This is a genomic window from Laspinema palackyanum D2c (genome assembly GCF_025370875.1).
In the GTDB taxonomy this organism is placed as follows: Bacteria; Cyanobacteriota; Cyanobacteriia; order Cyanobacteriales; family Laspinemataceae; genus Laspinema; species Laspinema palackyanum.
Genome location: NZ_JAMXFD010000003.1, coordinates 170659 through 183784, shown reverse-complemented (window position 1 = coordinate 183784; position 13126 = coordinate 170659). Strand labels below are relative to the sequence as shown.

Annotated in this window: 12 protein-coding genes; 4 read left to right on the top strand and 8 right to left on the bottom strand. The window is 47.7% G+C overall.

Features of this window, described 5'->3' with window-relative positions; genetic code table 11:
* Nucleotides 1–690: 690 nt before the first annotated feature.
* From arsA to trpS, 5 genes are all read right to left on the bottom strand, one after another.
* Nucleotides 691–2523 carry an arsenical pump-driving ATPase gene (gene arsA, locus NG795_RS05920; protein ID WP_436836035.1) on the bottom strand — a complete coding sequence of 611 codons (1833 nt, stop codon included), beginning with the start codon at nt 2521–2523 and terminating at the stop codon, nt 691–693.
* 128 nt (nt 2524–2651) lie between these two features.
* Nucleotides 2652–3053, bottom strand: a complete 402-nt coding sequence (gene arsD, locus NG795_RS05915; protein WP_367287738.1) for an arsenite efflux transporter metallochaperone ArsD — start codon at nt 3051–3053, stop codon at nt 2652–2654.
* 104 nt (nt 3054–3157) lie between these two features.
* Complete coding sequence (locus NG795_RS05910) at nt 3158–3535, bottom strand: ArsR/SmtB family transcription factor (RefSeq protein ID WP_367287737.1); 378 nt, start codon at nt 3533–3535, stop codon at nt 3158–3160.
* Nucleotides 3536–3975: 440 nt separating this feature from the next.
* A complete protein-coding gene (locus tag NG795_RS05905; protein ID WP_367287736.1) occupies nt 3976–4959 on the bottom strand; it encodes a methylenetetrahydrofolate reductase in 984 nt (327 codons plus the stop codon).
* Nucleotides 4960–5109: 150 nt separating this feature from the next.
* Complete coding sequence (gene trpS, locus NG795_RS05900) at nt 5110–6120, bottom strand: tryptophan--tRNA ligase (protein WP_367287735.1); 1011 nt, start codon at nt 6118–6120, stop codon at nt 5110–5112.
* A 438-nt stretch (nt 6121–6558) separates the two neighbouring features.
* Between trpS and NG795_RS05895 the strand changes: the two genes are divergently transcribed.
* Nucleotides 6559–7110, top strand: coding sequence for a DUF6141 family protein (locus tag NG795_RS05895; RefSeq protein WP_367287734.1), 552 nt, complete (start codon nt 6559–6561; stop codon nt 7108–7110).
* 57 nt (nt 7111–7167) lie between these two features.
* Here NG795_RS05895 and NG795_RS05890 read toward each other — a convergent pair whose 3' ends face one another.
* Together NG795_RS05890 and NG795_RS05885 are read right to left on the bottom strand one after the other, a co-directional pair.
* Nucleotides 7168–7557, bottom strand: a complete 390-nt coding sequence (locus NG795_RS05890; RefSeq protein ID WP_367287733.1) for a type II toxin-antitoxin system VapC family toxin — start codon at nt 7555–7557, stop codon at nt 7168–7170.
* Nucleotides 7554–7781 carry a type II toxin-antitoxin system Phd/YefM family antitoxin gene (locus NG795_RS05885; protein WP_367287732.1) on the bottom strand — a complete coding sequence of 76 codons (228 nt, stop codon included), beginning with the start codon at nt 7779–7781 and terminating at the stop codon, nt 7554–7556. The genes NG795_RS05890 and NG795_RS05885 overlap by 4 nt, the downstream gene beginning before the upstream one ends.
* 362 nt (nt 7782–8143) lie before the next feature.
* On the opposite strand from NG795_RS05885, the gene NG795_RS05880 reads away from it, so the two are divergent.
* A complete protein-coding gene (locus tag NG795_RS05880; RefSeq protein ID WP_367287731.1) occupies nt 8144–9034 on the top strand; it encodes a DUF429 domain-containing protein in 891 nt (296 codons plus the stop codon).
* A 28-nt stretch (nt 9035–9062) separates the two neighbouring features.
* On the opposite strand, the gene glgP is transcribed toward NG795_RS05880, so the two are convergent.
* Nucleotides 9063–11669 (bottom strand): alpha-glucan family phosphorylase, encoded by a 2607-nt coding sequence (gene glgP, locus NG795_RS05875; RefSeq protein ID WP_367287730.1) that lies wholly within the window; start codon nt 11667–11669, stop codon nt 9063–9065.
* A 300-nt stretch (nt 11670–11969) separates the two neighbouring features.
* On the opposite strand from glgP, the gene NG795_RS05870 reads away from it, so the two are divergent.
* Nucleotides 11970–12104, top strand: coding sequence for a hypothetical protein (locus tag NG795_RS05870; protein ID WP_367287729.1), 135 nt, complete (start codon nt 11970–11972; stop codon nt 12102–12104).
* A gap of 165 nt (nt 12105–12269) precedes the next feature.
* Complete coding sequence (locus tag NG795_RS05865) at nt 12270–13124, top strand: SH3 domain-containing protein (protein ID WP_367287728.1); 855 nt, start codon at nt 12270–12272, stop codon at nt 13122–13124.
* The last annotated feature ends 2 nt before the right edge of the window (nt 13125–13126 follow it).

Here is a 13126-nt window from a genome sequence, read left to right as displayed (position 1 = left end):
AATAAAAAGACGATCACCCTGAATTTGTTCGACACCCTGAGTGTTGCATCACCTCCCAAGCCCTAGGGAGGTTTTTTGTTTTTGGACTACTCCATCAAAGATGCCCGGTTTGACCTCCCGTGTCATTCGGGTTAAGTCCCTTACCAAGGATGCAAGGATGCGGCACCAACTCCTGTTGACTCCGGATCTCTTCTGATTCTGCTGTGACAGTCTTTTGTCAGTCTAAATAAAGCAATCCAAAGTTCAGCCATTTAGCTGATGCTTTTTCCTGACTCCTGCAACCATAATGAAAAGACGATCACCCTGAATTTGTTCGACACCCTGAGTGTTGCATCACCCCCCAAGCCCTAGGGGGGTTTTTTGTTTTTGCACTCCATAAAAGATGCTAGGTTTGACCCTCAGTGTCATTCGGGTGAAGTCGCTTGCTAAGGATGCGGCACCAACTTCTGTTGACTCCGGATCTCTTCGGATTCTACTGTTACCACCGTCTTTTGTCCGTCTAAATAAAGCAATCCAAAGTTCAGCCATTTAGCTGATGCTTTTTCCTGACTCCTGCAACCATAATAAAAAGACGATCACCCTGAATTTGTTCGACACCCTGAGTGTTGCATCACCCCCCAAGCCCTAGGGGGGTGTTTTGTTTTTGGGTTCCTTAAAAGATGCCCGGTTTAACCCCCAGTTTCATCCGGGTTAACTCGCTTTGTGCTGATGCGTCACCACATCCTGTTGACTCGGGCTCTCTTCTGATTCTGCTGCTGTGACGGTCTTTTGCTGGCCTAAATTCAGCAACGCTTGAATACCAACCGGCTCATCCACTTGCATCGGCACCAAGGCAAACCGTTGAGCATAGTTAGTTTTAACCGCCTCGATTTGAGCCAGTTCAAAGGCAGCACGTTGTTTTAATAGGGGAGATGAAGTCGTCGAAACAGTCAGGCTGTTATTAATGACCCATGCCCAAGGTTCAATTCCTGCCCGACGTAAATCGGCTTGTAAATTAGCCGCTTCCAAGACTGGGGTTGTCTCGGCTAAGGTAACTACAATTACTTTAGTTTGGGCGGGGTCTTGCAAGCGCATCATCGGTGTGACAACGTGAACATTTTCCTGGGTATGGCGGGTGACTTCGCGGTGATAGGCTCCGGTGGCATCCAGGAGTAATAAAGTATGTCCTGTGGGTGCAGTGTCCATGACGACGAATTTTTGACTCGACTCACGGATGATCCGGGAAAAGGCTTGGAAAACAGCAATTTCTTCGGTACAAGGCGATCGCAAGTCTTCTTCCAACATCAGGCGTCCTTGCTCATCCAGATTCTTACCTTTGGTGTCCAGAATATGCTGGCGATAGCGGGTGGTTTCTTGATGCGGATCGATGCGACTGACTTCTAAGTTGTCCATTGATCCGGCTAAGGTTTCACTCAGATGTGCTGCTGGATCTGAGGTAGTCAGATGCACCGAATGTCCCTGTTTTGCTAAGGCGACGGCGATCGCGGCTGCCATTGTTGTTTTCCCCACACCCCCTTTCCCCATTGTCATAATCAACCCATGACCCGTGGTGGCAATGTCATCCACTAAGGTGGAAAGGTGCGGCAGAGGCATGGATGGGGTGGAGTTATCAAGGCTATTCGTAGTGCCTTCCTCTCCATCGGAGAATAAACCGCTGAGGGCTTCAACGCCTACGAGATTTTGTGCCTTGAGGGGAAGTTGATCCAAGGGCAGACTCTGGAGCACCTCGGGCAAGTTGGCGATCGCCTTTTGTTCTCGCTGATAAAGGGCTGCGGCTAACACATCATGACTCGCTTCCTTCTCCGGTAATACCCCGTTAATCACCAAATGTTGTTGAGAAAACCCAATATCGGCTAACTCTTTATGAGTCCGCACGACTTCATCCAGGGTACTTTGTTGAGCGCGAGAAACGAGGACCAAGCGGGTACGGTTGGGATCCGATAACACACTCACGGCTTGGGTATAGCGATCGCGTTGCTTTTCTAACCCAGAGAGGGGTCCGAGACAGGATGCACCCTCGGGATTCTCGTCAATAAAACCACTCCAAGCACTGGGGAGTTGCAACAGGCGAATGGTATGTCCGGTGGGTGCGGTATCAAAGATGATGTGCTCGTATTTGCCCATCAGACTCTCATCGGTGAGTAATTCGGTAAATTCATCAAATGCGGCAATTTCTGTGGTGCAGGCCCCTGATAAGCCTTCCTCGATGCCTCTGACGACGGATTCGGGCAAGACTCCTCGCACGGGGCCAACAATGCGATCGCGATACTGCTGTGCCGCCTGTTGCGGGTCGATTTCCAAGGCGGATAACCCGCTTACTGTGGCAATATCGGTTATTGTATTTCCAATGGTTTGGCTAAAGACTTGCCCAATATTTGAAGCCGGATCGGTACTCACCAATAAGACTTTCTTTCCTTGTTTAGCTAAATGGATGGCGGTGGCACAAGAAAGGGAAGTTTTGCCGACTCCGCCTTTGCCGGTAAAAAATAAAAATGGGGGGGTATTTTGTAGAAAAAGCATCATCCAATTTTCCTCAATTATAAAATCTCAATTTGTTGAATTAGGTTTACCTAATTTTCGGCAAAATAGAGGGATAGAAATGTGCAATTAAAAACTCTGGATTCCCGCGCACAGGCGGGAATCACAATGACTTAACAGCAGCTACTACTTGTGGTATTACTTGGGGTATTGCTCTTGGCACTGCCACAACATCCGCTAGATTGTTTCGGTGCAGATACCGCAGGTGCAGGGGTTACACCCGCTAAACGAGCCAATTCATCCCTCGTCGGATATCGTCCCGCTAGGGCAATTTCACCCTCCACCAGAATCAGCGGCAGTGCATCAGCCCCTGAACGTTCTAAAAAGCTTTTTACTGTGGAATTATTGGCAAATTCCATCGGTTGTTGTCCGAGGTTATACCGCTGAATCTTTATCCCTTGTCCGGTCCCCCAATCCACGTTGGCGGCAAAGTCCACAAATTTCTGATCGACATCGGGTCCACAGACACCCGTACTACAGCACATTGCGGGATCAAATACTTCAATTTTAGTCATTTTAAGTTTCCATGAAATATTGAAATGTTGGGCAAATAGAAAGTAAAAGCAGGCAGTTGAGTTTAGACTTCCGGGCGATCGCCGCTTTTGCAGACAGCCACCGCTTATGTTTTGGCTTCGTTGGAGGTGAGAGAGGGCGATCGGAAACAGGGATTAGAATCGAGTTCCCCGCTGGGTTGAGTGCCACACTGTGCCAATTCTCCCTGACAACACTCTTCAGTTAGATAGGTGATTAACCTAAACATCAGGGGCATATTGGCGCGATAGCGCAAAAAGCGGCCCTCCTGTTCCACCCCAAGCAATTCAGAATGAACCAACGCTTTGAGATGAAAAGAGAGATTAGAAGGCGGCACCTCCAGTTCAGAAGCAATTTGACCTGCCACCATCCCTGTAGATCCAGCCTTCACCAACATCCGGTAAATGTCTAAGCGGATGCCAGAAGACAAGGACTCAAAGATTTTTACAGCCGTTTTACTTTCCATACTTCAACTATAAATGAAATATGAAAATATGGCAAGCAATTGTACCAGCGTTTTAGGGAATTTTAGCGCCCACAAGGGCGGAAGCCCCCAAAAAACAATACCTCCCAACTTGATGCTGGAGAGGTGATGTTTTTCGCAGATTCCTGGGGGCTAATCAGCCCGCTTCGGAATGATTGCTAAACCCTGATGGCAGACGCCTATTTGATTCGATAACGTAGATGCAACCTTTTTCAAGAGCTTCTTTAGTGGTGAAGTTCTTTAGGTTAATTCATTAATACATATCTTTTCCCAACTTGGAAGATGGACTGCACCCCCAGGGGGTGTGACCCCTCAACTGAAGAGATGGGGAATGCGATCGCCAGGAATTCTAGAAAATAAAAAGCCTCGGGCAGGGTATGCCCAGAGGCGTCTGTATCAGGGTGCATCTATAGTTGAGGTGTTCAGGTTGTGGGGGTGGAGATCCGGATAAGCGGAGGGCGATCGCCCAGAGTTTGGGAATCCATTGACATGGGTTCTGAGGAGATAGGAGGAATGCCAGCTAAATCAAGGATTTCCGGAATTAAATCTTCCCGTTTCACCGCCATCAGATGCACCCCTTGACAGAGGGACCGGGCAGCTTGGACCTGTTCAGCGGCGATCGCCACCCCTTCGCGCAAAGGGTCCTTTGCCTTTGCCAAGCGATCGATAATATGTTGGGGAATATCGACACCGGGGACACAGCGATTAATAAATTCCGCATTTTTTGCAGATTTTAGGAGGAAAATGCCCACTAAAATCGGTTTACCGCACCCTTGGGCGATTTCATTCATAAACTTGTCTAACTTGTCAAAATCGCAGACGAGTTGACTTTGGAAAAACTCGGCACCTGCTGCTAATTTTTTCTCAAACCGACTTTTTAACCCTGACCAACTTTTCGACTGCGGATCCACCGCAGCACCAGCAAACAAGTCTGTGGGACTATCGGTTAGGGGTTTATCATTGATATCAAAGCCTTGATTCAGTTTGGCGATCGCCTTAAGCAGACGAACAGATTCCATATCAAAAACCGACTTCGCCTGGGGATGATCTCCTGCTTTTACCGGGTCCCCCGTCAGGGCCAAAACATTCTGAATTCCCAACGCATTCGCACCGAGGAGGTCCGCCTGCAACCCAATCGAGTTGCGATCGCGACAAGCAATTTGATAAATCGGCTCAATTCCCTGCTGCACCAAAATCGTTGATGCCGCTAACGATGACATCCGCAAAACAGCCCGAGATCCATCGGTAACATTCACCGCATGAACTCTATTTTTTAAACCATTTGCCATTGTAATCATGTGGGCTGCATTACCCCCTTTCGGTGGCATAACCTCAGCCGTCATCAAAAATTCACCGTCTCTAACAGCTTGACGGAAGCGAGATAAAGAGTTCTGCGGTTGTTTCATAGGAAGAGAGAGATGGGGGAGTTTGTAGTAACGACTTCAGTCGTTCTCTTCTGTTCGTAATAACGACTTCAGTCGTTCTCTTTGTTCGTAGTAACGACTTCAGTCGTTCTCTTTTGTTCAATTTAAGGGTCCCGACTGCATCTCTGATCCTTACAACGGAAGAGAATATCCAAAGGCAGTTTTGACCCGGTTGAGGGTGGCATTAGCAATTGCGGAGGCTTTTTCTCTCCCCTCTCTTAACACCGATTCCAGATGAGTGCGATCGCTCATAATCTCCTTATATTGGTCCTGAATCGGTTTGAGCGCCTCAATCGTCGTTTCCGTGAGTAACGGTTTAAATTGACCCCAACCCATCTCCTGACATTCCGCTGCCACCTCTTCCTTAGTTTTGCCGCTAAGTAACTGATAAAGCGTCAATAAATTATTGCATTCCGGACGTTCTGGGTCATCAAACACCAGTCCCCGCATCGGGTCGGTTTTGCATTTTTTGATTTTTTTGACGATCGCATCCGGTGGATCGAGCAAATTAATCCGACTCAGTTCCGATGGATCAGACTTGGACATTTTTTTAGTCCCATCGGTTAAACTCATCACCCGGGCCCCTTCCTTGCGAATCAAGGGTTCTGGTAATTTCAAGACTGGCGCTTTTTCCTTGCCAAATTGATGATTCACCCTTGCTGCAATGTCGCGGGTGAGTTCTAAATGCTGTTTTTGGTCCTCGCCGACAGGGACTTTATCGGCATCGTAGAGCAAAATATCTGCTGCCATCAGGACGGGGTAATCCAGCAACCCCACGTTGACATTTTCTCCCTGACGGATCGCTTTTTCCTTAAACTGGATCATATCTTCCAGCCAGTTGAGGGGAGTGATACAGTTAAGCAGCCAGGTGAGTTCCGCGTGGGCCGAGACGTGGGACTGGATGAAAATGGTGGAATGCTGTAAATCGATGCCACAGGCGAGATAGAGGGCGGCGATCGTGTAGGTATCTTGGGCTAAAGTGGCGGGATTGTGGGGTGCGGTAATGGCATGGAGGTCCACTACACAGAAATAATTCTCATACTGACTTTGAATTTCGACCCAGTTGCGGATCGCACCGAGATAGTTACCGAGATGGAGGTTGCCGGTGGGTTGGACTCCAGATAAAACGCGCTGCTTACCCATAGATTGCTCTTATAGTGCTACTGACAGAACGAGGAAAACCGGATTGAATCCGTGTTGCTCTGTCTTATTGTTGACTTTTTTTGACATAAAGCTTAAATATCCTAGCAAATCTTGGGTCTGGGGTCATGCGATCGCCCCTCGGGAATCGCTTTAAGGGACCACCCGGTGCGGGTCCATTGGGGGCGGTCGGGTTCTGGGGTCCTCATGAAGGGGCGATCGGCTATACAAAACTCAACATTTATGCCCTGATTAGTCCGTACTATTTTCGTTGTTTTTTCGGGCGAAATAGACTACTCTTTTGGGCATATTATGGAGAGAGGGAATAGGTCATGGGGATAATCAAAAAAGTCCTCAGCTTAAGAGGGGAGGAAAAACCTGGCCTGAACAAAGCGAATCTGATTCGTGAAACCTCTTTCCGAACAAGTATAGGAGGTAGCTGTGGAAAAACTAACAACGGCATCCATGTCAGACGAAGTAAGCATTGACGAGGAAATTTATGCAACGCTCCTGTTTCGAGAGGTGCAGCAATTTCGGCAGGGTTGGATTTGGTTCGTCCTAGTATGCAGCTCTTTGGCGGCCCTCGGTGCGGCAATGATGCCATTTCTTTTAGAAGAATCTTGGGAAGAAACTACCATTTTAAATATTATTTTAATTGGCTTTGGGATTGTGTTTGGGATATTTTTCCCTATTTTGTTTTATAGTGCAAAATTAGTAACAGAAGTGAGGACTGATGGACTGTATCTAAGTTTTTACCCGTTTTTATTTAAACGAATTCAAATTCCCTTTGACTCAGTGGTGAAATCGGAAGTGATTACTTATCATCCGTTGCGGGATTATGGAGGATGGGGGGTGCGGTATGGTCCCCAGGGAAAAGCCTTTAATGTCAGTGGCGATCGCGGCGTTTTATTAGAACTCAAAAATGGTGAAAAAATCTTAATCGGGTCTCATCAACCGGAACAACTTGCCAGTTTATTAAAATTAGCCCGGTAAGTCTGTCCTTCACCTATGATTCCAGGGGGATTAAGTTCAGCAGCAATACCGGCTGAATCATGACCAGATTCGCTGAATCGGATAGGCATCAAACATAGCATCAGCACTAATAATTGGGATATTCTCGACAATTCCCTGAGCAATAATGAGGCGATCAAACGGATCTCGATGATGCAGGGGGAGACTGTCAACAATCTCAATATGGTTTAAGGTAATATCCAGTATTTCTACTCGATGTTCGTGGAGTTTTTCTACGAGAATCTCCTTAAACGGTAAACCAAAATCAAGCTTGCCGATACCTTGTTTGATTGCCATCTCCCAAGCACTTGCTGTACTCAGCAGGACTTCATTATCCATATTCTCAATGAGCGATCTTGCTGTTTTACTGAGTCTAAAATCGCCCCTGAAAAACCAAATAAAGGTATGTGTATCCAGCAGCAGTCTCATTCCATATATTCCTTAAACTCTTCGGTTAGCGGTTCATCAAAGTCATCAGCAACCCAGATTAAATCTTTCATACAGCCAAACCCTCGGCGCGGTTTATCGGGTACAGGGACCAGTTTCACCACCGGGTGACTGTCTTTGGTGATCACAACTTCTTCGCCATTTAGGGCGATTTCCAATAACTCTTGCAGTTTCGTTTTCGCTTCAGCAATATCGATTTGGGACATGATTTTTTCCTCCATTGTCTGGTTAACAGTTTATCATAAAATTGGCCTAGTCTGCTTTTTGCTACTGCTACTTCTGGAGGCGAGAATTCTGATGCCGATGGAAGCATCCGTTTGGTGATGGGTTCAGTCTGTCAGTTTATGCGGTGTTAAACCCTTATAGCGGTTTCTGGACTCATGAGGTACAAAAATTTATAGGAGTGCGAGCATCTTGCTCGCTCTTGTAAATAGCGAGCAAGATGCTCGCACTCCCAAAGAATGTACCTCATAACTAATGGGAACTGCTATAAGGCAATTAACCTGATTTAACTGTTTTACTTTTCAGAATGATTTCCGATTCCTGTCAAAAAAATGATTAAAAACTGATGAAATTTATTGGAATTGACCTCGGATGGAGTTCCGGCGCGAGTGGTTTGTGTTGTTTGGTTTGGGAAAATCATCAATTACAACTTACGGATTTAGACTGCAAATTGTCAGTAGTAGATATCCTCGATTGGGTGGATCAAAGAGTGCCTGAACCGGAACCGGGACTGATTGCAGTGGATGCGCCGACGCTGATTCCGAATGCCACGGGGATGAGACTGCCGGATAAGCAGACTCATCGCTATTTTGGGCGGTATCATGCCGGGTGTTATCCGGCAAATCTGAAGAGTCGATTTGCCAGTCATACTGTGGGGTTTGGCAAAAGTTTAGAGGCGAGGGGGTTTATGCACGCACCGATGATGATTCCCCAACGATGCGATCGCTATCAAATTGAGGTGTTTCCTCATCCGGCGATGATTAACTTATTTGGGTTATCTCGGATTCTCAAATACAAAAAAGGCAAATTAGCCGATCGCCGCTTAGAGTTAATCAAACTTCGGCAATATATTGTCGAAATTCTGCCTAACTTAGAACCTAGTTTAAGTTTAAAGTCAGATGCTTGGATTTTGAGTGATTCAGGCGATATTTTTATAAAAAAATTAACCGATAAAAGCTCTAAATTATTCAAAGCCATTGAAGACCAACTCGATGCGATAATTTGCGCTTACATTGGCGCTCATTGGTGGTATTGGGGGTGCGATCGCAACCTAGTATTAGGAGTCAGTACCAATCCCTTAGCCGAAGCATATACTAACGGCTATATCGTCATTCCAAATAGCCCTTCCGTGAATCAAATAACTGATGTAGGGGCAATCCATAAATCACCCCTACAAATCAGTCATCCAATCAGGGAAATTAGTGAAATCAGTGGTTCTAATCCCCCAATCCATTGAGACTGAGAAACATCACGCAATTCAACCTCTAAGCATTAGCCCAAAGCACTTGCAGACCCGGTTGGAAAGGACTGCTTAAATAGGGATGTTTCGGTAACACCCGCAGAGACAATCCTTGTAATCCCGAGGAACTGTAGGCAATATTGGCCGTATAGATACTTTGCTGATTGGCATCAGTACCTTGATAATCCATAACCACAGAGACACCATTGATGATATTTCCATCAGCATCCATTGGTCCTTTGTAGAGTTGAACTTCTACATCAGATTCGGTCAATCCTGCTAGGTTTACCAGCGCTTTGACGTTAATGCTTTGGTTGACTTTGACATCATCAGATTCAGAAATATCAATGTCCAGAATCTTGATGTCATACCAGCTTTCAAGCAGGTGAGTTTTCCACTCGGCCAGTTCTTTCGCCGGTTGACAGCTATTAGCGCTCATGGCATAGTAGCGATCGCTGGCCGGGAAATAGGCCCGAGTTGCATATTCACTCACCATCCGCGCCGTATTAAACAGCGGACAATTCAAGCGAATGGCATCTTTCATTTTCGAGACCCACTTGCGGGGAACGCCCTCTTCATCCCGATTGTAGAACAAGGGAATCACTTCTTTTTCCAGCAAGTCATACAAAGCATTCGCTTCTACTTCATCTTGATAGTTCGGGTCATCATAGAATTCCCCATGTCCGATCGGCCACCCGGTGCGAACGTAGTCCGCTTCATCCCACCATCCATCGAGGATACTGAGGTTCAATAATCCATTCATGGACGCTTTCATCCCACTGGTTCCCGATGCTTCCCGAGGACGACGGGGGGTATTTAACCACACATCACAACCCGACACCATCATCCGCGCTACGTTAATATCGTAATCGGGGATAAACACCACATTTTTTTCGCATCCTTGTTCACGAATGAAATGGGTGATATGACGGATCATTTCTTTGCCGGGGATGTCGTGGGGGTGAGCTTTTCCCGCGATGACAAACTGAACCATTGGCTTACGGAGGGCAGTTTTACCACCGGGAATCAGGTCGTTATTTAACCCCAGTAAGATCCGTTTGATGCGATCGAGGTCGCGCAGGAACAATGTAGCCCGTTTGTAGGTAGCAAAGCGCCGTGCAAACCCAATAGTGAGAACTCCGGGGTCTAGCACTTCCCGCGCTGCATCAATTTCCGTGAAGGAAGCACCACGAGCGCGTAAGTATTTTTGGAGTCGTTCCCGGACGAACACGACCAGTTCCGCACGGCAGAGGTCCTGGTTGCGCCAGAGTTCATCATCGGGGATGGCATCGACCCGTTCCCATAAGGGATAGTGGGCGGGGGTGGTGGACCATTTGGGTCCGAGATAGCGATCGTAGAGTTCTTGGGTATATTTTGCCACGCAACTGCGGGCGTGTACACCATTGGTAATCGAGGTAATCGGCACTTCCGAAGGGGGAAGTTTCGGCCAGAGGTTATTAAATAGCACTTTGGAGACTTCGCCATGTAATTTGGCAACGCCATTAATAAAACTCGCCATCTCGATCGCCAGGGTTGCCATACTAAAAGGCGACTCCAAATCCCCGGTATTGTCCCGTCCTAAAGCTAGAAATTGTTCTCTTCCGAGGCCAAATTCATCAGCATAATGACCCAAATAATGCATGACCTTATCATGGGGAAACAGGTCAAACCCAGCAGCAACAGGGGTATGAGTCGTGAAGACATTGCTGGCAGCAACTACTTCTTTGGCTTCCTTGAATGTGAGACCCTGTTCTCGGATTAAGATAGAAATCCGTTCTAGGGCTAAAAAGGCCGAATGTCCTTCATTCATGTGATAGGCGGTAGGTTCGTAGCCGAGGGCCTTGAGCATCCGCACCCCGCCAATTCCCAACATCATCTCTTGATGAATCCGCATATCGAGATCGCCGCCATAGAGTTTGTCGGTGATATCGTGGTCGTAGGGATTGTTCGGTTCGATGTTGGTATCGAGCATATACAAGGGAACCGTCCCTACTTGGACACGCCAGACCCGCGCATATACTTTTCGCCCCGGATAGTCTACCTCAATGCGTAATTCATTGCCATCTGCGTCGCGTTCCAGGTGCAGGGGCATATTGTAGAAGTCGTTGATCGGGTAACGCTCCTGCTGCCATCCATCGGCGTTCAGATATTGACTAAAATATCCTTCTTGGTAGAGAAGTCCGACGCCAACCAGGGGTAAACCACGATCGCTGGCCGATTTCAGGTGATCCCCGGCGAGTAACCCTAAGCCCCCGGAGTAAATCGGCAGACATTCCGTGAGGCCAAATTCCGCAGAGAAATACACGAAACATTCTTGATGTTTCTCTTTCTCCCGGTGTTTGCGATACCAGGTGCGCTCTTTCAGGTAGTCGTCCAGTTGTCGCGCTGCGCGGTCAATCTGGGCGATAAAGCCTTCATCTTCTGCCATTTCTTCCAGGCGTTCCTGGGAAATGGTTCCCAGCATCAAAACGGGATTGTGACGGCTGGATTCCCACAGGTCCCGGTCTAAGCGCCGGAACAGGTCTTTGGTCTCTACATTCCAATCCCAGTGGAGATTGTAGGCCAAGGTGCGTAAGGGTTCGAGTCTAGGAGGCAGAGAGGGAGAAACGTTAAACGTGCGAATTGGTTGCATAAGCTACGGACAATGGTTTGAAAATGGACTAAGAAAGTTAACTTCGGACAATGATGACAATAATAACGTTGGTGTTCTTTAGTTTTCTATAGCCCATTTTGTCAGCACTGCGCCGAATATTTAATCTCTTTTAATACTTTTCTCAGTTTTTGAGGCAGTTTGCGCCGTAGGCTCAGTTCTGGGTTGTGCGGAAGGTGTGGTGCGATTCGGTGGCGATCGCTGGGGATGATCTGACCCGATCTGAAGAGGAAAAAATTATTTTTTCAGGGACTTTATGAATCAAATCTTGACATCTGTGCCTTGACCCGGGTTGAGTGCCGATCGCAGGAAGTGATTTTCTCATCCCTATCCCCCGCAGCGCATCACAAAACCTTAGAGATGAAGGGCGATCGCCCATTTGGACCCCATGCGATCGCTACCCTTGCGCCATCTTAAACCCCTCCTGCACCCCTTGCAACCCGAAAGATTGCACCGGGTTTAGAGAGGCTAGGGCGATTTTCCGCTAAAATAGCGGGGAAATCCCCCAGACTGGCTTAACTCTACCCGGTGACCAGGCTCCTGATCCGGAGCATGGCACCCCAGGGGGTCACTGGGTTGCTCATGAGCGAATCAGACCGCATGGCTAAAAAGGCTACAAAGAGAGGGCGTTACTCCCTAAAAAAACTCCGCTGGTCGATCTTAATGGCGATCGGTGTCGGATTAGCTTTGGGTGCGCTTTTAGCAGCCCTAATCCGCGCTCATTCTCGAACGGGGGAACCCAGAATGATCAATTTGGGGGCTGCGGGACCCGTTGTTCCCCCTAATTCTGAAGGACGGCTCATTTTAGAAGATGAAGCCGAACCCGGTAGCGATTTCTATGAGTTTCGCGCCCAATTACGGGAGGCGGTAAAAAATCGCAATGCCGAATTTGTCCAGTCAGTTATCCCTGAAACGGGTCTAGCGCTCGGCTTTTCGGTTCCCCAAACTCGGGAGACTTTGAATTTAGATGACCCTCAAGGGCGATTTTGGTTGATTCTGGAAAAAGCAATCGCCATCGGCTGTGCTCCGGCAGAAAATCCTCCGGCGTATAATATTGATGCAGGTTCGGAAATTTGGGTTTGTCCAAATGTGGCTCAAGCCTTCGCCAAACAAGTTCCGCCCCCCCCTTCTGAGGAAGGAGTTTCGTGGCAACTTGAGCGCGTGGTGGTGGTGGGCGAGAGTGTCAATGCCCGATCGCAACCGAGTTTAGATAGTGAGGCGATCGCTACTTTGTCCAATGAAGTGGTGCAACTGGACCGCGATCGCCAACTCCCAGAAACCTTCGACCCCATCGATAGTTGGACGGCGATTCGACTTGGGGATGATCGCGAGGGCTATGTTTATAATCGTTATGTCTATTCCCCCCTAGAATCTCGCGCTTTATTTGGCAAAATTAACGGGGAATGGCAGTTACTCGGGATACCTGGGGGAGATTAACT

Coding starts and splice junctions, on each gene's coding strand:
- arsA (WP_436836035.1), bottom strand. CDS start 2,523: ATGATGCTTTTTCTACAAAATACCCCCCCATTTTTATTTTTTACCGGC.
- arsD (WP_367287738.1), bottom strand. CDS start 3,053: ATGACTAAAATTGAAGTATTTGATCCCGCAATGTGCTGTAGTACGGGT.
- NG795_RS05910 (WP_367287737.1), bottom strand. CDS start 3,535: ATGGAAAGTAAAACGGCTGTAAAAATCTTTGAGTCCTTGTCTTCTGGC.
- NG795_RS05905 (WP_367287736.1), bottom strand. CDS start 4,959: ATGAAACAACCGCAGAACTCTTTATCTCGCTTCCGTCAAGCTGTTAGA.
- trpS (WP_367287735.1), bottom strand. CDS start 6,120: ATGGGTAAGCAGCGCGTTTTATCTGGAGTCCAACCCACCGGCAACCTC.
- NG795_RS05890 (WP_367287733.1), bottom strand. CDS start 7,557: ATGAGACTGCTGCTGGATACACATACCTTTATTTGGTTTTTCAGGGGC.
- NG795_RS05885 (WP_367287732.1), bottom strand. CDS start 7,781: ATGTCCCAAATCGATATTGCTGAAGCGAAAACGAAACTGCAAGAGTTA.
- NG795_RS05880 (WP_367287731.1), top strand. CDS start 8,144: ATGAAATTTATTGGAATTGACCTCGGATGGAGTTCCGGCGCGAGTGGT.
- glgP (WP_367287730.1), bottom strand. CDS start 11,669: ATGCAACCAATTCGCACGTTTAACGTTTCTCCCTCTCTGCCTCCTAGA.
- NG795_RS05865 (WP_367287728.1), top strand. CDS start 12,270: ATGAGCGAATCAGACCGCATGGCTAAAAAGGCTACAAAGAGAGGGCGT.